This is a genomic window from Streptomyces mutabilis, from assembly GCF_014649815.1.
Lineage (GTDB): Bacteria > Actinomycetota > Actinomycetes > Streptomycetales > Streptomycetaceae > Streptomyces > Streptomyces mutabilis.
Genome location: NZ_BMTT01000031.1, coordinates 1 through 16,468, shown reverse-complemented (window position 1 = coordinate 16,468; position 16,468 = coordinate 1). Strand labels below are relative to the sequence as shown.

Genomic DNA, 16,468 nt, shown 5'->3' with positions numbered 1-16,468 from the left:
CGACGGAACAAGCCTCACATCGCTCGGCCCTCCCGGCATTCCGGACACCGCCGAAAGTGGTGGATCGGTGCGCCAGGGTGTGGTGGATCAACGCCCGGCGGGGGCACCACCCTGTCGAGGCGTACGGGTACGAGAGAATGGCGGCATGGAGATGCCGAGGAACGACAGGTCGCCGGAGAACCCCCAGATCCTGGTCGTCGGCCAGGACGGAATGGCGCTCAGCGGCGGCGGGGGAGACGACGACTCCCGTGAGATTCCGGTGACCGAGCAGGTGGAGCAGCCTGCCAAGGTCATGCGGATCGGCAGCATGATCAAGCAGCTGCTGGAGGAGGTGCGTGTCGCGCCCCTGGACGAGGCGAGCCGGGCCCGGCTCAAGGAGATCCACGCCAGTTCGGTGAAGGAGCTGGAGGACGGCCTGGCCCCCGAGCTGGTCGAGGAGCTGGAACGGCTCTCCCTGCCCTTCACGGACGACGCGACCCCGACCGACGCGGAGCTGCGGATCGCCCAGGCACAGCTGGTCGGCTGGCTGGAGGGCCTGTTCCACGGCATCCAGACCACGCTGTTCGCCCAGCAGATGGCCGCGCGGGCCCAGCTGGAGCAGATGCGCCGGGCGCTGCCGCCGGGCGTGGGCCAGGAGGGCGAGGAGCCGCACCCGGGCGGCCGCTCCGGCGGCCCCTACCTGTAGAACCCGGCCCACGCGCACCTGAACGCCACGACCCACAGGACCGACACGAAGGGCCCGGCGGCACCGGCCGCCGGGCCCTTCGCCCTGTCTCGGGTGATCAGGAGGACGGCGGGTTGCCCGTCGACACCTTGAGCTGGATCGTCGGCATCTTCTCGGGGTCGACGTCCGTGCCGGGCGTGGGGAACTGGTCCCGTACCGAGCCCTCGCCGTAGGTGTTCTCGTCGACCTCGACGACCTCCATCGACCAGCCGGCGGCCTGGAAGCACTCCTTGACCGAGCCGATGTACTTGAAGGTGAAGTCCGGCACCTTGATCTGATCGGGGTCGTTGTACGACTCCTCAGGCTCCGTGCACTCGTCCTTCTCGATCGTCTTCGTCGTGTCCGGCCCGCGGTAGCCCTCCGCCTTCGACGGCGACGGGGACCCGCTGGCGGTGGTGTCCCCGCCCTTGGCGTCCTCCCCGCCGTCGTCCATGGTCAGCGCGCCGATCAGGCCGCCGACGACCAGGAGGGCGACCACGATCGAACCGATGATCACCATCCTGTTGCCCTTGCGGCCGCCTCCGGAGCCGGGCGCCGGGGCGGAGGGGGTGAGGTTGTACGGCGGCGGCGTCTGCGTGCCCTGCGGCTGCGGGTGCTGCGGCGCGTACGGCGACGCGGCCGGCGTCGGGTAGCCGCCCTGCTGCGGATAGCCGTACGCCGGAGAGGGCGCGGGGGTCGGCGTGCCGTACGGGTTGGGGGTCGGGGTCGGCTGGTACGGCGTCTGGACCGGTCCGGTGGGCGCCGGGGCGCTCTGGTCGACCGGCGGGAACACCGCGGAGCCGACGCCCGCGCCGCTGGACGTCTGCGCGCCGGGCACGATGCTCGGCGGAGCCGCCTGGCAGGAGGCCGCCACCCGCAGGCACTCGTCGCGCATGGCCTCGGCGCTGGGGAAGCGCTCGTTGGGGTTCTTCTTCAGCGCGCGGGCCACCAGCGCGTCCACGGCCGGCGGCAGCGAGCGGTTGACCGACGAAGGAGCCACCGGCTCCTCCTGCACGTGCGCGTACGCGATGGCCAGCGGCGAGTCCGCGTCGAACGGCAGACGCCCGGTGACCAGTTGGAACAGCATGATGCCGACCGAGTACAGGTCGGATCGGGCGTCCACGCCGCGGCCGAGGGCCTGCTCGGGCGAGAGGTACTGCGGGGTGCCGACCACCATGCCGGTCTGCGTCATGGACGTCACGCCGGACTGCATGGCGCGGGCGATGCCGAAGTCCATCACCTTGACCACGCCGCGCTTGGTCATCATCACGTTGCCCGGCTTGATGTCCCGGTGGACCAGGCCCATCTCGTGGCTGATCTCCAGCGCCGCCAGCACGTCCGCGGTGATCTTCAGCGCCTTGTCGGCGGGCATGGCGCCCTGCTGCCGGACGTCCTCGTCGAGCACCGAGCCGAGCGGCCGGCCCTCGACGTACTCCATGACGATGTACGGCGTCGTCATGCCGCCCAGGTCGTCCTCGCCGGTGTCGAAGACGGAGACGATGTTGGTGTGCGTGAGCTTGGCCACTGCCTGGGCCTCGCGGCGGAAGCGCTCGCGGAAGGCCTGCTCCCGGCCCAGCTCGGTGTGGAGTGTCTTGATCGCGACCTGCCGGTCCAGCACCGAGTCGTACGCCAGGTGCACCGAGGCCATGCCGCCCTCGCCGAGCAAGTCGCGCAGCTGGTAGCGGCCGCCGGCGAGCGCGCGCCCCGCATACCGGCCCTGTCCGGCGTCCTGGCTCATGTGTTCGCGTCCCCCATAGGCGTCGGCGCCGTTGGCGGCGGCACGCACGCTCGTGATCGAAAGTGCTATTCCCGGCCAAGTCTGCCCCAGGGCACCGACACGTCAAGCGCGGTGCCCGTTCCGTGACCGTACGCGAAAGAAGCGTCGCGGAAGCGTTACAGCCGGCGTACTACCGGCACACAGAATTTGCACGGCAGTACGGAACCAGGGTTTCATGACCGGTCCGTCTCGATGCCGGTCCCGGCAGCCCATCTCGGACCGGAGGCTTGCGCGGAGGCTGTAGCGTGGCCGACGGAGACCGTAACAACACCGCGCGCACCGCGGGCAGAAACGACGGCGAGGACTGATGGCACAGCAGCAGCGCGCCCAGGGCCCGTCCGAACCCGAGGCATCTGGCGGCGGTATGTCTGACGCGCCGGAGAACTGGGGCAACGGCGGCCTGGTCGGCGACGGCCGGTACCGGCTGACCCGCAGACTCGGGCGGGGCGGCATGGCCGAGGTGTTCGCCGCCGAGGACGTCCGCCTCGGGCGCACCGTGGCGGTCAAGCTGCTGCGTGCCGATCTCGCCGAGGACCCGGTCTCCAAGGCCCGCTTCACGCGCGAGGCGCAGTCGGTGGCCGGGCTCAACCACCACGCCATCGTCGCCGTGTACGACTCCGGCGAGGACTTCGTCGGCGGTCAGTCCGTGCCGTACATCGTGATGGAGATCGTCGAGGGCCGCACCATCCGCGACCTCCTGCTCAACGCCGAGGCGCCGGGCCCCGAGCAGGCGTTGATCATCGTCTCCGGCGTCCTGGAGGCGCTGGCCTACTCGCACCAGCACGGCATCGTGCACCGCGACATCAAGCCCGCCAACGTCATCATCACCGACAACGGCGCCGTGAAGGTGATGGACTTCGGCATCGCCCGCGCCCTGCACGGCGCGTCCACGACGATGACGCAGACCGGCATGGTCATGGGCACCCCGCAGTACCTCTCCCCGGAGCAGGCCCTCGGCAAGGCCGTCGACCACCGCTCCGACCTGTACGCGACGGGCTGCCTGCTCTACGAACTGCTCGCGCTGCGCCCGCCGTTCACCGGCGAGACCCCGCTGTCGGTGGTCTACCAGCACGTCCAGGACATCCCGACGCCGCCGTCCGAGGCCTCCGACGCCTGCCCGCCGGAGCTCGACGGCCTGGTGATGCGTTCCCTGGCCAAGGAGCCCGACGACCGCTTCCAGACCGCCGAGGAGATGCGCGGCCTGGTCCAGTACGGGCTGCAGATGCTGTACGAACAGGGCGGCCACACCGGCACCTGGAACACCGGCCCGGTCGTCGCGCACGACGGCCGGCACCCGACCGCGGCCGGCCTCGCGGGCACGGCGGTGATGCCGAACTCCGGCCACGGCGCCTCCGGCACCCAGCAGATCCCCCAGCCGATCCTGCCGAACGGCTACGGCGGGAGCGACGACGGCGGCTTCGAGAACCACGGCAACAAGGGCGGCGGCCGCGGCAAGCTGTGGATACTGGCCGTCCTCGCGGTGATCGCCATCGCCGCCGGTGTCGCGCTGGCCCTGAACAACGACGGGGGCGGCAAGGACGGCGGCGAGACGGACAAGAGCCCGACGGCGACCACCTCGCAGAGCACCGGCACCGAGTCGTCCAGCCCTTCGCCGAGCGACGAGGAGACGCAGGAGAACACCGACCCGGGAACGGACCGGAACAACGGCAGCGGAGGCACCGGCGGGGACTGGGACCAGCCGTACACGCCGTCGTACACGCCGTCCCAGACCGTGACGGACGACCCGACCGGGGAGCCGACCGACGGTCAGACGGAGCCGTCCACGCCCACGGACGGCGGTGGCGAGCCCACGGACGGCGGTGGTGAGCCCACGGACGGCGGTGGTGAGCCGACCGGTGGCACTGACCCGACCGGCGGCACCGGCAGTGAGCCGACCGGTGGCGCGACCGCCCCGGGTGGCGAAGGCGGCTGACCGGAACGACTCCCCACGCGCGCGTGCGATCCGACCCCGGGCCACGCGCGCGTCGCGTTCCCGGGCGGTCGAGCCGGCCGTCACAGCACGCCGGCGGCCCCCTCCGTCACGTGCACCGACCCGAGCCGCGGCTCGATCCGCGGATGGACCGGCTCGAACGGCTCGCCGTCCACCCGGCGCGGTGCCGGACCGAACCGGTCGATCTCGGCGGCGCTGGGTTCGTGGGTTCGGCACCTGCCCACGACCCGCACCGTCCACAGGCTCTCGCCGGGCGCGGCGGAGCCGGGATCGTCCGCGCCGTACGCGGCGACGCTCCCGGCGCACACCTGGTGGTACCCGCGTCTCCTGGCCATGCGCAGCAGGACCCGGCCGTCGGCCACGATGTGCCGCGCGGTGGCGAGGAAGGGCGGAGCGCGCACGGTGGTGGCCGCCCGGCCGTAGGCGGTGCGGCCGAGCAGGCAGACGGCGAGCTGTGCTCGAAGGGCGTGCACCCACTGTGCGCGGGCGGACGGAAAGGAGACAGAGGCGGTCGCCCCGGCACGAAGGGACGTGAGTCCCGAATAGAACCCCGCCCGGGTACTCAGTGGTGCCCAGTGGCCCGGTGCCTCTCAGCGGTTCTCGGCCTGAAGGCGCGCGACGAGGCCGCCGCCTGCGAACGCCGCTGCATTCCGGGTTTGGCCAGCAGACTCGACAGGTGATTTCTGATCGTCTTCTCGGCGAGGTGCAGCCGTTCGCCGATCGCGCGACTGGTCATCCCCTCGCCGATCAGCTCCAGGATGCGCCGCTCCTGTTCGGTGAGGCGGGCGAGCCGGTCGTCGGTCCGGGTGACGCCCTCGCGCAGCCGCTCCAGCACCCGCGCGGTGGCCGCCGGGTCGAGCAGCGACTTGCCCGCGGCCACTTCCCGTACGGCGCCCGGCAACTCTGCGCCCCGGATGTCCTTGAGGACGTACCCACCGGCGCCCGCCGTGATCGCGTCGAAGAGGGCCTCGTCGTCCGCGAAGGAGGTCAGCACGAGGCACCGCACGGACTCGCCTTGGGAGCGGATCTCGCGGCGCACCTCCACGCCGCTGCCGTCGGGCAGCCGGACGTCCAGCACAGTGACGTCGGGCTCGCCCGCGAGCAGATCGTGCACGCCACGGCGGACGACCTCGTGGTCGTCGAGGAGGAATACCCGGATTTCTCCGTCTTCGGGCACGCGCTCTGTGTCACACACCGACTCTTCCCGTGCCCGGGGTGGCCGGGATAACGTGCCGTTGTTCCGGCCCCCTGCGAGGCTGTGACCAGTAAAACTTCCGCACTTCGCCGATTTACTTGGAAATCCGAGTAAAAAAGCAGGTCAGGAGGGGTTTCACAGAAATGTGGAGCACTGGGTAACGTGCTGTTCGCAGGGCGCTCGCCGGGGCACCTGTCACGCCTGTTCCCGAACGGGCCGCACCCACCCTTGTGCGTCCGCCGGGCCGCAGGTGAGCCGCACTGGCTTCCGGCGAACCCGGGGGCCGGACCGACGGAGGAGCACACGTGACCGAGAGCACTGCCGCGCGCAAGCCGCGACGCAGCGCCGGAAGCAAGGCGGCCGGCACGACCGGCGCCAAGCGCACCACTCGCAAGACCGGCACCGCAGCCGCGAAGGGCTCCGAGACGGAGCTGGTGCAGCTGCTGACGCCCGAGGGCGAACGGACCGAGGACCCGGCCTACGCCGAATACGCCCAGTACGTCGCCGACATCACCCCCGACGAGCTGCGCGGCCTGTACCGCGACATGGTGCTCACCCGGCGCTTCGACGCCGAGGCCACCGCCCTGCAGCGCCAGGGCGAGCTGGGTCTGTGGGCCTCGCTGCTGGGCCAGGAGGCCGCCCAGATCGGCTCCGGCCGGGCCACCCGCGAGGACGACTACGTCTTCCCGACCTACCGCGAGCACGGCGTCGCCTGGTGCCGCGGGGTGGACCCGACCAACCTGCTCGGCATGTTCCGCGGCGTGAACAACGGCGGCTGGGACCCCAACAGCAACAACTTCCACCTCTACACCATCGTCATCGGCTCGCAGGCGCTGCACGCCACCGGCTACGCGATGGGCGTGGCCAAGGACGGCGCGGACTCCGGCGTGATCGCGTACTTCGGCGACGGCGCCTCCAGCCAGGGCGATGTGAGCGAGGCGTTCAACTTCGCCGCCGTCTACAACGCCCCCGTGGTGTTCTTCTGCCAGAACAACCAGTGGGCGATCTCCGAGTCCAACGAGAAGCAGACCCGTGTGCCGCTCTACCAGCGCGCCCAGGGATTCGGCTTCCCGGGCGTGCGCGTCGACGGCAACGACGTCCTCGCCTCCCTCGCCGTCACCCGCTGGGCCCTGGAGCGCGCCCGGCGCGGTGAGGGTCCGGCGCTGATCGAGGCGTACACGTACCGCATGGGCGCCCACACCACCTCGGACGACCCCTCCCGCTACCGGCACGACGACGAGCGCGCCGCCTGGGAGGCCAAGGACCCGATCCTGCGCCTCCGCCGCTTCCTGGAGTCCGCAGACCACGCGGACGAGGGATTCTTCGGACAACTGGAGGCGGAGAGCGAGGCGTTGGGCAAACGAGTGCGCGAAGTGGTCCGTGCCATGCCGGACCCGGACCGGTTCGCCATCTTCGAGAACGTGTACGCGGACGGGCACGCGCTCGTCGACGAGGAGCGGGCCCAGTTCGCCGCCTATCAGGCGTCGTTCGCAGAGGCCGAGGGGGTCTGACATGGCAGCCGAAAAGATGGCGCTGGCCAAGGCGATCAACGAGTCGCTGCGCCGCGCGCTGGAGTCGGACCCCAAGGTCCTGATCATGGGCGAGGACGTCGGCAAGCTCGGCGGCGTCTTCCGGGTCACCGACGGCCTGCAGAAGGACTTCGGCGAGGACCGGGTCATCGACACCCCGCTGGCCGAGTCCGGCATCGTGGGCACCGCCATCGGCCTGGCCCTGCGCGGCTACCGCCCGGTGGTGGAGATCCAGTTCGACGGCTTCGTCTTCCCGGCCTACGACCAGATCGTCACCCAGCTGGCGAAGATGCACGCCCGTTCGCTGGGCAAGGTCAAGATGCCGGTCGTCATCCGCATCCCCTACGGCGGCGGCATCGGCGCGGTCGAGCACCACTCCGAGTCCCCGGAGGCGCTGTTCGCGCACGTCGCCGGCCTCAAGGTGGTCTCCCCGTCGAACGCGGCGGACGCCTACTGGATGATGCAGCAGGCCATCCAGAGCGACGACCCGGTGATCTACTTCGAGCCCAAGCGGCGCTACTGGGACAAGGGCGAGGTCGACGCCGAGGCCATCCCGGGCCCGCTGCACACCGCGCGTGTGGTGCGCGAGGGCTCCGACCTCACGCTGGCCGCGTACGGCCCGATGGTGAAGCTCTGCCAGGAGGTCGCCGACGCGGCGGCCGAGGAGGGCCGCTCCCTGGAGGTCGTGGACCTGCGCTCGATCTCCCCGGTCGACTTCGACACGATCCAGGACTCGGTGGAGAAGACCCGCCGCCTGGTCGTGGTCCACGAGGCACCGGTGTTCCTGGGCTCGGGCGCGGAGATCGCGGCCCGGATCACGGAGCGCTGCTTCTACCACCTGGAGGCCCCGGTGCTGAGGGTCGGCGGTTACCACGCGCCGTATCCGCCGGCGCGTCTGGAGGAGGAGTACCTGCCCGACCTGGACCGGGTGCTGGATGCCGTCGACCGCTCGCTGGCGTACTGAGGAGAGGGTCGTGACGACGATGACCGAAGGGTCCGTACGCGAGTTCAAGATGCCCGACGTGGGCGAGGGACTCACCGAGGCCGAGATCCTCAAGTGGTACGTCCAGCCCGGTGACACCGTCACCGACGGCCAGGTGGTGTGCGAGGTCGAGACGGCGAAGGCCGCCGTCGAACTGCCCATCCCCTACGACGGCGTGGTCCGCGAGCTGCACTTCCCCGAGGGCACCACGGTCGACGTGGGCACGTCGATCATCGCGGTGGCCGTCGGCGACGCGGCCGCGGCGGAACCGGCGCAGGAGGCCGTCGAGGACACGGCCGCGGCGCCGGCCGCGATCGACGCCGCGGAGGAGAAGAAGCCCGAGGCCCGCCAGCCGGTCCTGGTCGGGTACGGGGTGTCCACCTCCTCGACCCGCCGCCGCCCCCGCAAGGGCGCCCAGGTCCCGGCCCAGGAGGCGCCGGCGGCGTCCGCCGCGATCCAGGCCGAGATGAACGGCCACGGACCGGCTGCGCCGGCCACCCGCGACCGTCCGCTCGCCAAGCCCCCGGTGCGCAAGCTGGCCAAGGACCTCGGCGTCGACCTGGCCACGGTCACCCCGACCGGCCCGGACGGCGTCATCACCCGTGAGGACGTGCACGCGGCGGTGGCCCTCGTGCAGGCGCCCGAGCCCGCGACGGCACCGGCGGCCGCGGCTCCCGCCGCCGCCCCCGTCGCCCCCACCCCGTCCCCGGCTGCGGTGTCGTACGACACCGCGCGTGAGACCCGCGTCCCGGTCAAGGGCGTGCGCAAGGCGACGGCGGCGGCGATGGTCGGTTCGGCGTTCACGGCGCCGCACGTCACCGAGTTCGTGACGGTCGACGTGACGCGCACGATGAAGCTGGTCGAGGAGCTGAAGCAGGACAAGGAGTTCACCGGCCTGCGCGTGAACCCGCTCCTGCTCATCGCCAAGGCCCTGCTGGTCGCCATCAAGCGCAACCCGGACATCAACGCCTCCTGGGACGAGGCGGCGCAGGAGATCGTGGTCAAGCACTACGTCAACCTGGGCATCGCCGCCGCCACGCCGCGCGGCCTGATCGTCCCGAACATCAAGGACGCGCACGCCAAGACGCTCCCGCAGCTTGCCGAGTCCCTGGGCGAGCTGGTCTCGACGGCCCGGGAGGGCAAGACCTCCCCGGCCGCCATGCAGGGCGGCACGGTGACCATCACCAACGTCGGCGTCTTCGGGGTCGACACCGGTACGCCGATCCTCAACCCGGGCGAGTCCGCGATCCTGGCGGTCGGTGCGATCAAGCTCCAGCCGTGGGTGCACAAGGGCAAGGTGAAGCCGCGTCAGGTGACCACGCTGGCGCTGAGCTTCGACCACCGTCTGGTCGACGGCGAGCTGGGCTCCAAGGTGCTCGCCGACGTCGCGGCGATCCTGGAGCAGCCGAAGCGGTTGATCAGCTGGGCGTAGGCACGGAAACACGGGAAACGGAGCCGCGTGTCCCGCCCCGGGGCACGCGGCTCCGTCGTTCACGGCCCGTCGATGACGTATGTCACTGGCACCGGGGGCCCGGGCGGCCAAAGCCGGGCCAAGAGGGAGGCCGGGCCGCCGGTCCGGAGGTCTCAGGAGCCGTGCCCGAGGTGAACCCGAAGCCGCCCGTGCGCCACCGGGCGCACATCCTGTACCGGTCTCGCCGCTGTCGCCCGCCGCCCGCCGCCCGCCGGCCCACGGCGAGCCGGGCACGACGGCGATGCGCCACTCCTCCGAACTGCGCGCCGGGTCCTGACGCTGACGCTCACCGGCCCGCGCGCACCGCGTTGAGCAGGGCGGCGCCCCGCTCCGCGTCGTCGACGCTCACCGCGAAGTCCGTACGGCGCCCCCGGGGCCGGATCACCAGGCACTCCCCGGCGCGCAGCATCACCGTGGTGCCCAGGCCGCTGACGCGGTAACCCCAGCCGCCCACCTGGGCGGGACCGCGCACCTCGGCGCGCGCCGCGTCGATGTCGCCGGGCGCCCAGCGCCGCACGGGCCAGCCGAGCGGACCGAAGGACACCTCCAGGCCCCGCTCCGAGACTTGCGCCTGCACCGAGGAGAACAGGGCGCAGGACAAGGACGCGACGGCGCAGCCGGCGAACGCCGCCCACAGGCCGCCGGGGTCCGCGAGGCCGCCGACGACGGCGACGAGGACCCCCACGGCAACGAGGCCGGTCACGGCCGCCACCAGCCGGAGCCAGGGGTTGGCGGTCCGCGAGAACCACGCCACCCGTCGGCCGTCGGGGAAGTCCAGGGCCGGGGCGCCGGACGCGTGCGCACCGGCGGCTGCGGTGTCCGCGGAGCGCCGGGTGGTGACGAACCAGGCGCCCACTCCCGCGACGACGGCCGCGACGAGGATCGCGACGATCCACCCGGTCGGCTGCCGGGCCTCGTGCCAGTCGGCGCGGTCCAGGTTGGCCCGGACGAGGGCGGCCTGCGCGCCGGCCAGCACGATGCCGGTGGGCAGCAGGGTCGCGGCGGTCCACGGGTGGTGCGGCGTGGAGCGGCCGCGCAGCAGCACGCCGAGCGTCAACCCCGCCGTGACCAGCCAGATCAGCGCCGGGAAGAGGGAGGCCGCCCACAGAGGCATCGATCCGTCGGGCACCCTTGATCCCGACCCCCAGTGGGTCGCCAGCGGGTCGGGCAGCCGCTCCCGCACCATGAGCGGCATCCCGGCCAGCACGGCCGTGACACCGACCGTCCAGACCACCGCCGTCGTCCGCACCGCCACCGTCGTGTCCCTCACGGCATCCCCCTGATCATGTCGATGAGATCGGTCCTGCTGTAGCCCAGCCGGGCCGCCTCGGCGACCAGCTCCCGTACGCGGATCTGCAGGCCCGAGTGCGGCCGGGCCCCCTCGGCGACGGTCACCCCCCGGCCCCGGCGGAACTCCAGCAGGCCCTCGTCCCGCAGTCCGCGCAGGGCGCGCAGCACGGTGTTGACGTTGACGTCCAGCGCGGCCGAGAGGTCGCGCGCGGAGGGCAGGCGGTCCCCGGGGGCGCACTCGCCCTCGGCGATGGCGCGCCGGACGGCGCCCGCGACCTGTTCGTGGAGCGGGCGGGTGTCGGTTGTGTCCAGACTCAGCAGCATGGTGCTAATGACACTATCACCATAAGCTCCAGCGGGCTGGCGCGCGCCGGAAGGGGAGAGGGGCCCGTCGCGGTGGCGACGGGCCCCTCGCGCGGTCGGGCCGGCTCAGTTCGTCCTGGCGAAGCCGTAGTCCATGAGCTTGGTCGCGTCCTTGGCGCGCTGCGCCGAGGACGACGAGGTCAGGACCGTGCCCACGACGGTCTTCCCCTTCCGGGTCGCGGCGAAGACCAGGCAGTACTTGGCCTCCGGACCCGAGCCGGTCTTCACGCCGATCGCGCCGCTGTAACTGCCCAGCAGCGTGTTGGTGTTGACCCAGGGCGCCATCGTGCGGGTGCCGCCCTTCCTCGTGACCGTCTTCGCCGTGTACTTCTTCGTCTTCACGATCGTGCGGAAGGTGGAGTTCTTCAGCGCGCTGCCCGCCAGTTTCGTGAGGTCGCGCGGCGTGGAGTAGTTCCCGCCGTTGCCGATGCCGTCGAACGAGTCGAAGCGGGTGTTCTTCAGACCCAGCTTCTTCGCCTCCGCGTTCATCTTGCCGATGAACGACTTCACGCGGGCCGCACGGGTCCTGCCCGAGCCGAACCGGTCGGCGAGGGCGTACGCCGCGTCGCAGCCCGACGGCAGCATCAGCCCGTACAGCAACTGCCGGACCGTCACCTTGTCACCGACGATGAGGCGGGCGGAGGAGGCGTTCTTCGAGACGATGTAGTCGCTGTACGCCATCTGGATCGTGACCTTGGCGTCCAGGTTCAGCTTGGGCTGCGAGAGCACCACCTTGGCGGTCATGATCTTGGTCGTGGAGCCGGTGGCGCGCCTGGTGTCCGCGGCCTTGGTGTAGAGCGCCCTGCCGTTCGCGTTGTCCATCACGAAGCCGCCCTTGGCGACGATCGACGGCGCGGCGGCGGCCCGCGCGGGCACGCCTCGCGCGGGAGCGGCCTGAGCGGACGTGTGCGCGGGCGCGGCCTGCGCGGGCGTGGTGGAGAGGGCGCCGGCCGCGAGTACGGCGCCGCTGGTCAGGGCGACGGCTACGGCTCTGCGGACGCGGGCGCCCGGAATGGCGTTTATCAAGTTGAGTACCCCGATTGTGACGAATTCCCCTGAGGCGCGGCCGAGTTGTGGTCGGTGCGGGTTCGGCCGTGTCTGTGCGACATGTGAATAGCACGGATGGTCGCGCGGCGGCGGGGCGAGGGGACCGGGTCCCTCTGACGGGTGGCGCGGCGTCCGCATCGTGGACGGCGTCCTTCTTGTGTCCCTGTTGTATCTATCCTGTCGGCATGACCACGGCAGTGAAGCAGCCCCCAGCGGCGGACCGCGTCTACACCCACGTCAAACAGGGCGTCCTGGAGCGCCGCTACGAGGGCGGAACGCTGCTCACCGAGGGGGAGCTCGCCGTAGCGGTGGGCGTGTCCCGCACGCCGGTGCGCGAGGCGCTGCTGCGGCTGGAGGTCGAGGGGCTGATCCGGCTCTACCCGAAGAAGGGCGCGTTGGTGCTGCCCGTCTCCGCGCAGGAGATCGCCGACGTGGTGGAGACCCGGCTGCTGGTCGAGGAGCACGCGGCGCGCAAGGCCGTACCCGCCCCGCCCGGGCTGGTGGAGCGGCTGGAGGAACTGCTCGCCCGGCAGCAGGAGCAGGCCGCCGCCGGTGACTTCGCCGCCGCCTCCGTCACCGACCGCTGCTTCCACGCCGAGATCGTCCGCAGCGGCGGCAACGAGATCCTCTCCCGCCTCTACGACCAGCTCCGCGACCGCCAGCTGCGCATGGGCGTCGCCGTCATGCACTCCCACCCCGACCGGATCGCCAAGACCCTGGCCGAGCACGGGGAGATCCTGGACGCGCTGCGCTCCGGGGACGCGGAGGCGGCCGTCGGCGTGGTCCACCGGCACGTGGGCTGGTTCTCGCACCTGGCCCGGGGGGAGGTCCGATGAGTCCGGCCACGTCGGCCGGCAAGGCCCTGCCCGGGGATCCTCCGGGCGGCCGGCGCGCGATCGCCGTCTGGGGCATCGGCGTCGCCGTCTACTTCGTCGCCGTCATCTTCCGTACGTCCCTGGGGGTGGCCGGCCTCGACGCCGCCGACCGCTTCCACGTCAACGCCTCGGCCCTGTCCACCTTCTCAATCCTCCAGCTGCTGGTCTACGCCGGCATGCAGATCCCCGTCGGCCTGCTGGTCGACCGGCTCGGCACCAAGAAGGTGCTCGGCATCGGCGTCGTGTTGTTCACGGTGGGGCAGCTGGGCTTCGCCTTCTCCCCGTCGTACGGCATGGCGCTCGCCTCGCGGGCGCTGCTGGGCTGCGGGGACGCGATGACCTTCATCAGCGTGCTGCGGCTGGGCAGCCGCTGGTTCCCGGCGCGGCGCGGGCCGATGGTCGCCCAGCTCGCCGGGCTGGTCGGCATGGCGGGCAATCTGGTCTCCACCCTCGTCCTGGCCCGGCTGCTGCACGGCATCGGCTGGACGGCCGCGTTCGCGGGCAGCGCGCTGGCCGGTGTCGTGGTGCTGGTCCTGCTGCTGCTCTTCCTCAAGGACCACCCCGAGGGGCACGAGCCGGAGCCGATGCCGCACCAGGGCGCCGCGTACGTACGACGCCAGATCGCCATGTCCTGGCGGGAGCCGGGGACGCGGCTCGGGCTGTGGGTGCACTTCACCACCCAGTTCCCGGCGATGGTGTTCCTGCTGCTGTGGGGGATGCCCTTCCTGGTGGAGGCGCAGGGCCTGACCCGGGGCACGGCGGGCGGGCTGCTCACCCTCGTCGTGCTCACCAACATGGCGGTCGGTCTGGTCTACGGCCAGGTCATCGCCCGGCACCACGCGGCGCGGCTGCCGCTGGCGCTCGGCACGGTGGGCGCGACGGCAACCCTGTGGGCGGCGACGCTGGCCTATCCGGCCGACCGGGCGCCGATGTGGCTGCTCGTCGTGCTGTGCACGGTGCTGGGCGCCTGCGGACCGGCGTCGATGATCGGCTTCGACTTCGCGCGGCCGGCGAATCCGCCGGAGCGGCAGGGGACGGCGTCCGGCATCACGAACATGGGCGGCTTCCTCGCGTCGATGACCACGCTCTTCGCGATCGGCGTGCTGCTGGACGCGACCGGCGACGACTACACCGTCGCGTTCTCGTCGGTGTTCGTGCTCCAGACGCTCGGGGTGACGCAGATCCTGCGGTTGCGGAGGCGGGCGGCGCGCCGGGAGCGGGAGCGGTTGGTGGCGAGCCGGGTGGAGACGGTGCACGTTCCCGCGTAGGCACCCGGCGGGGAGGACGGGGCGGGCCGGGATGCGCCGCCCCCGAGCCCCCGCTTCGGCCCGGAAGGCCCCTCAAACGCCGGACGGTCCGGAGGTGTCCGCCTGCTTCACCGCGTCACCGTGAAGTTGCGCAGGATGGCCGCCGCCAGGTCCGGGTCGCCCTCCGTCTTGACGCGGTCCTCCGTCGCCCGGGGAGTCACCCGGCCGCAGGCGAGGCGGACGTACGTCTCCCAGTCGAGGGCGATGGTCGCGGCGGGGCCGAGGGCCGGGGACGTCTCCAGGGTGCCCCGGCCCTGGATGTCGACGCGGACGGTGCGCAGGAACTCGACCGGCCCGTGGACGTCGAAGACGACGGCCGAGCTGCGCGGCGCGTTCGCCCGCTCGGCGACGACGGCCGGCAGCTCGTCGAGCAGCACGTCACGGGCGATGTGCGCGCCGGGGGAGTCGAGGTCGCCGGGGCGGCCGAGGGCCTTGCGCAGGTCCTGTTCGTGCACCCACACGTCGAAGGCGTGCCGGCGCATCGCCTCCTGGAGGGTCAGCTCGGCGCCGAGCGGGCCGCGCACCTTCGTGCCCGGGTCCCGGGACTCGTTCCGCAGCTGGCGGTTGCGCCGGATGATCATGTACTCCAGCTCGGACGTCATCTCCGGCGCCGTGTGGTGGCGGCGGACGTCGACCTGCATCTCCATGTAGCGCTGGTGGTCGGTGGTGACGTGGAACAGGTCGCGCGGGAGCGTGTGGATGGGGCGCGGGTCGCCCAGCATCTCCGAGTCCAGCCCCATCACGTGGGAGACGACGTCCCGCACCGACCAGGCCGGGCAGGGGGTGCGCCGGTTCCACTCCGCCTCCGCGAGCGGCAGGACCAGCTCGGATATCGCCTCGATGGAGTGAGTCCAAGCGTCGGCGTAGGGCTGGAGGGTGGGATGCAGACTCACGGAACGGGACCCCTCGGCGGTCGGTACACGGGCGGGTGGTGGCGGCGGCGGTGCCAGTGGGAGGTGGCTGCGGTCGGCGTCGGCTTGGCACTCCCCCGGCTCTCGGCTGCGCTCGATCCGGGAGGACCCCCAAGTTACGCTGCTGTGCGGCACCCCGGCAGTGCTTTCGTGTGACGATCGTAGGCCCGTGTGGACGGGTCGAATGCCAGGACGGTGGTAGTGTGCGCGCCTCTCTGATCCAAATCGCCGTGAACGAGGACGAAACGGTTGAAGCGCGCCGTCGGCGCGTGGCGTCCCTCGTCCGGGAGCGGGCGGACGCCGCCGACCTCGTCGTCCTGCCGGAGCTGTGGACCACGGGGGCGTTCGCGTTCGAGAGGTTCGCCGCGGAGGCGGAGCCGCTGGAGGGTGCGACGTACGAGGCGATGGCGAAGGCGGCGAGCGACGCGGGCGTGTGGCTGCACGCGGGCTCCGTGCCGGAACGGGACCGGGACGGGACGCTCTACAACACGTCTCTGGTCTTCTCCCCCTCCGGTGACCTGGCCGCCGCCTACCGCAAGATCCACCGCTTCGGCTTCGACAAGGGCGAGGCCGTGCTGATGGGCGCGGGACGCGAGCTGGTGACGGTCCCTCTGCCGGAGACCACCCTCGGCGTGGCGACCTGTTACGACCTCCGTTTCCCCGAACTCTTCCGCGGCCTCGTCGACGCCGGCGCCGAGACCCTCGTCGTCCCGGCGGGCTGGCCGGAGCGCCGCCGCTCCCACTGGACGCTCCTGGCGCGGGCACGGGCGGTGGAGAACCAGGCGTTCGTCCTCGCCTGCGGAACGGCCGGGACGCACGCCTCGGTCCCGCAGGCCGGCCACTCGATCGTGGTCGACCCGTGGGGCGAGGTGCTGGCCGAGGCCGGCGCCGACGAGGAGATCCTCAACGTGGACTTCGACCCGGCGAAGGCGGCCCGGACCAGGGAGCAGTTCCCGGCCCTGAAGGACCGGGTGCTGGGCCTGGACACCCCCGGGCACTAGCCCCAAGGCCGTGAAGTTATGGCTCGGGTGGGGTTGTCCAGGGAGTCGTAAGGTGCGGTTTCGCCG

14 protein-coding genes and 1 pseudogene are annotated in these 16,468 nt (G+C 72.0%); 8 read left to right on the top strand and 7 right to left on the bottom strand.

Annotated features, from left to right (window positions below):
* Positions 1–145: 145 nt before the first annotated feature.
* On the top strand, positions 146–685 hold the full coding sequence (locus tag IE142_RS32700; RefSeq protein WP_100047474.1) for a bacterial proteasome activator family protein: 540 nt from the start codon (positions 146–148) through the stop codon (positions 683–685).
* Between the two features lie 97 nt (positions 686–782).
* On the opposite strand, the gene IE142_RS32695 is transcribed toward IE142_RS32700, so the two are convergent.
* Positions 783–2,441 carry a protein kinase domain-containing protein gene (locus IE142_RS32695; RefSeq protein ID WP_191889112.1) on the bottom strand — a complete coding sequence of 553 codons (1,659 nt, stop codon included), beginning with the start codon at positions 2,439–2,441 and terminating at the stop codon, positions 783–785.
* A 346-nt stretch (positions 2,442–2,787) separates the two neighbouring features.
* On the opposite strand from IE142_RS32695, the gene IE142_RS32690 reads away from it, so the two are divergent.
* Complete coding sequence (locus tag IE142_RS32690; protein WP_191889087.1) at positions 2,788–4,413, top strand: protein kinase domain-containing protein; 1,626 nt, start codon at positions 2,788–2,790, stop codon at positions 4,411–4,413.
* Positions 4,414–4,493: 80 nt separating this feature from the next.
* Here the strand turns inward: IE142_RS32690 and IE142_RS32685 are convergent, their stop codons facing one another.
* Together IE142_RS32685 and IE142_RS32680 are read right to left on the bottom strand one after the other, a co-directional pair.
* Positions 4,494–4,904, bottom strand: a complete 411-nt coding sequence (locus IE142_RS32685) for a pyridoxamine 5'-phosphate oxidase family protein (RefSeq protein ID WP_191889086.1) — start codon at positions 4,902–4,904, stop codon at positions 4,494–4,496.
* A gap of 117 nt (positions 4,905–5,021) precedes the next feature.
* Positions 5,022–5,608 (bottom strand): annotated as a pseudogene (locus IE142_RS32680) (response regulator).
* Positions 5,609–5,931: 323 nt separating this feature from the next.
* On the opposite strand from IE142_RS32680, the gene pdhA reads away from it, so the two are divergent.
* Genes pdhA through IE142_RS32665 form a run of 3 tightly spaced genes read left to right on the top strand, consistent with a single transcriptional unit; the run spans position 5,932 to position 9,569 of the window.
* A complete protein-coding gene (gene pdhA, locus IE142_RS32675; protein ID WP_191889084.1) occupies positions 5,932–7,137 on the top strand; it encodes a pyruvate dehydrogenase (acetyl-transferring) E1 component subunit alpha in 1,206 nt (401 codons plus the stop codon).
* A 16-nt stretch (positions 7,138–7,153) separates the two neighbouring features.
* Positions 7,154–8,119: an alpha-ketoacid dehydrogenase subunit beta gene (locus IE142_RS32670; RefSeq protein ID WP_191889111.1), complete on the top strand. Its 966-nt coding sequence runs from the start codon at positions 7,154–7,156 to the stop codon at positions 8,117–8,119.
* Between the two features lie 19 nt (positions 8,120–8,138).
* The gene (locus tag IE142_RS32665) at positions 8,139–9,569 is read left to right on the top strand and encodes a dihydrolipoamide acetyltransferase family protein (RefSeq protein ID WP_191889110.1); all 1,431 of its coding nucleotides are present in this window, start codon (positions 8,139–8,141) and stop codon (positions 9,567–9,569) included.
* A 325-nt stretch (positions 9,570–9,894) separates the two neighbouring features.
* Here IE142_RS32665 and IE142_RS32660 read toward each other — a convergent pair whose 3' ends face one another.
* The 3 genes from IE142_RS32660 to IE142_RS32650 form a co-directional block, all read right to left on the bottom strand.
* Positions 9,895–10,878 (bottom strand): SdpI family protein, encoded by a 984-nt coding sequence (locus tag IE142_RS32660; protein WP_191889083.1) that lies wholly within the window; start codon positions 10,876–10,878, stop codon positions 9,895–9,897.
* Positions 10,875–11,222: a GntR family transcriptional regulator gene (locus IE142_RS32655; RefSeq protein ID WP_100048851.1), complete on the bottom strand. Its 348-nt coding sequence runs from the start codon at positions 11,220–11,222 to the stop codon at positions 10,875–10,877. The genes IE142_RS32660 and IE142_RS32655 overlap by 4 nt, the downstream gene beginning before the upstream one ends.
* Before the next feature lie 105 nt (positions 11,223–11,327).
* Positions 11,328–12,287: a D-alanyl-D-alanine carboxypeptidase family protein gene (locus tag IE142_RS32650; RefSeq protein ID WP_191889082.1), complete on the bottom strand. Its 960-nt coding sequence runs from the start codon at positions 12,285–12,287 to the stop codon at positions 11,328–11,330.
* 206 nt (positions 12,288–12,493) lie between these two features.
* Here IE142_RS32650 and IE142_RS32645 point away from each other — a divergent pair, with 206 nt between their 5' ends.
* Together IE142_RS32645 and IE142_RS32640 are read left to right on the top strand one after the other, a co-directional pair.
* Positions 12,494–13,144: a GntR family transcriptional regulator gene (locus IE142_RS32645; protein WP_191889081.1), complete on the top strand. Its 651-nt coding sequence runs from the start codon at positions 12,494–12,496 to the stop codon at positions 13,142–13,144.
* Entirely contained in the window at positions 13,141–14,451 is a 1,311-nt protein-coding gene (locus IE142_RS32640) for an MFS transporter (protein WP_191889080.1), read from the top strand. Before IE142_RS32645 ends, IE142_RS32640 begins: the two co-directional genes overlap by 4 nt.
* A gap of 107 nt (positions 14,452–14,558) precedes the next feature.
* Here the strand turns inward: IE142_RS32640 and IE142_RS32635 are convergent, their stop codons facing one another.
* Positions 14,559–15,383 carry a maleylpyruvate isomerase family mycothiol-dependent enzyme gene (locus tag IE142_RS32635; RefSeq protein WP_191889079.1) on the bottom strand — a complete coding sequence of 275 codons (825 nt, stop codon included), beginning with the start codon at positions 15,381–15,383 and terminating at the stop codon, positions 14,559–14,561.
* Positions 15,384–15,604: 221 nt separating this feature from the next.
* On the opposite strand from IE142_RS32635, the gene IE142_RS32630 reads away from it, so the two are divergent.
* The gene (locus tag IE142_RS32630) at positions 15,605–16,402 is read left to right on the top strand and encodes a carbon-nitrogen family hydrolase (protein ID WP_191889078.1); all 798 of its coding nucleotides are present in this window, start codon (positions 15,605–15,607) and stop codon (positions 16,400–16,402) included.
* Positions 16,403–16,468: the final 66 nt, after the last annotated feature.

Coding starts and splice junctions, on each gene's coding strand:
- IE142_RS32670 (WP_191889111.1), top strand. CDS start 7,154: ATGGCGCTGGCCAAGGCGATCAACGAGTCGCTGCGCCGCGCGCTGGAG.
- IE142_RS32645 (WP_191889081.1), top strand. CDS start 12,494: ATGACCACGGCAGTGAAGCAGCCCCCAGCGGCGGACCGCGTCTACACC.
- IE142_RS32665 (WP_191889110.1), top strand. CDS start 8,139: ATGACCGAAGGGTCCGTACGCGAGTTCAAGATGCCCGACGTGGGCGAG.
- IE142_RS32695 (WP_191889112.1), bottom strand. CDS start 2,441: ATGAGCCAGGACGCCGGACAGGGCCGGTATGCGGGGCGCGCGCTCGCC.
- IE142_RS32690 (WP_191889087.1), top strand. CDS start 2,788: ATGGCACAGCAGCAGCGCGCCCAGGGCCCGTCCGAACCCGAGGCATCT.
- IE142_RS32640 (WP_191889080.1), top strand. CDS start 13,141: ATGAGTCCGGCCACGTCGGCCGGCAAGGCCCTGCCCGGGGATCCTCCG.
- IE142_RS32655 (WP_100048851.1), bottom strand. CDS start 11,222: ATGCTGCTGAGTCTGGACACAACCGACACCCGCCCGCTCCACGAACAG.
- IE142_RS32700 (WP_100047474.1), top strand. CDS start 146: ATGGAGATGCCGAGGAACGACAGGTCGCCGGAGAACCCCCAGATCCTG.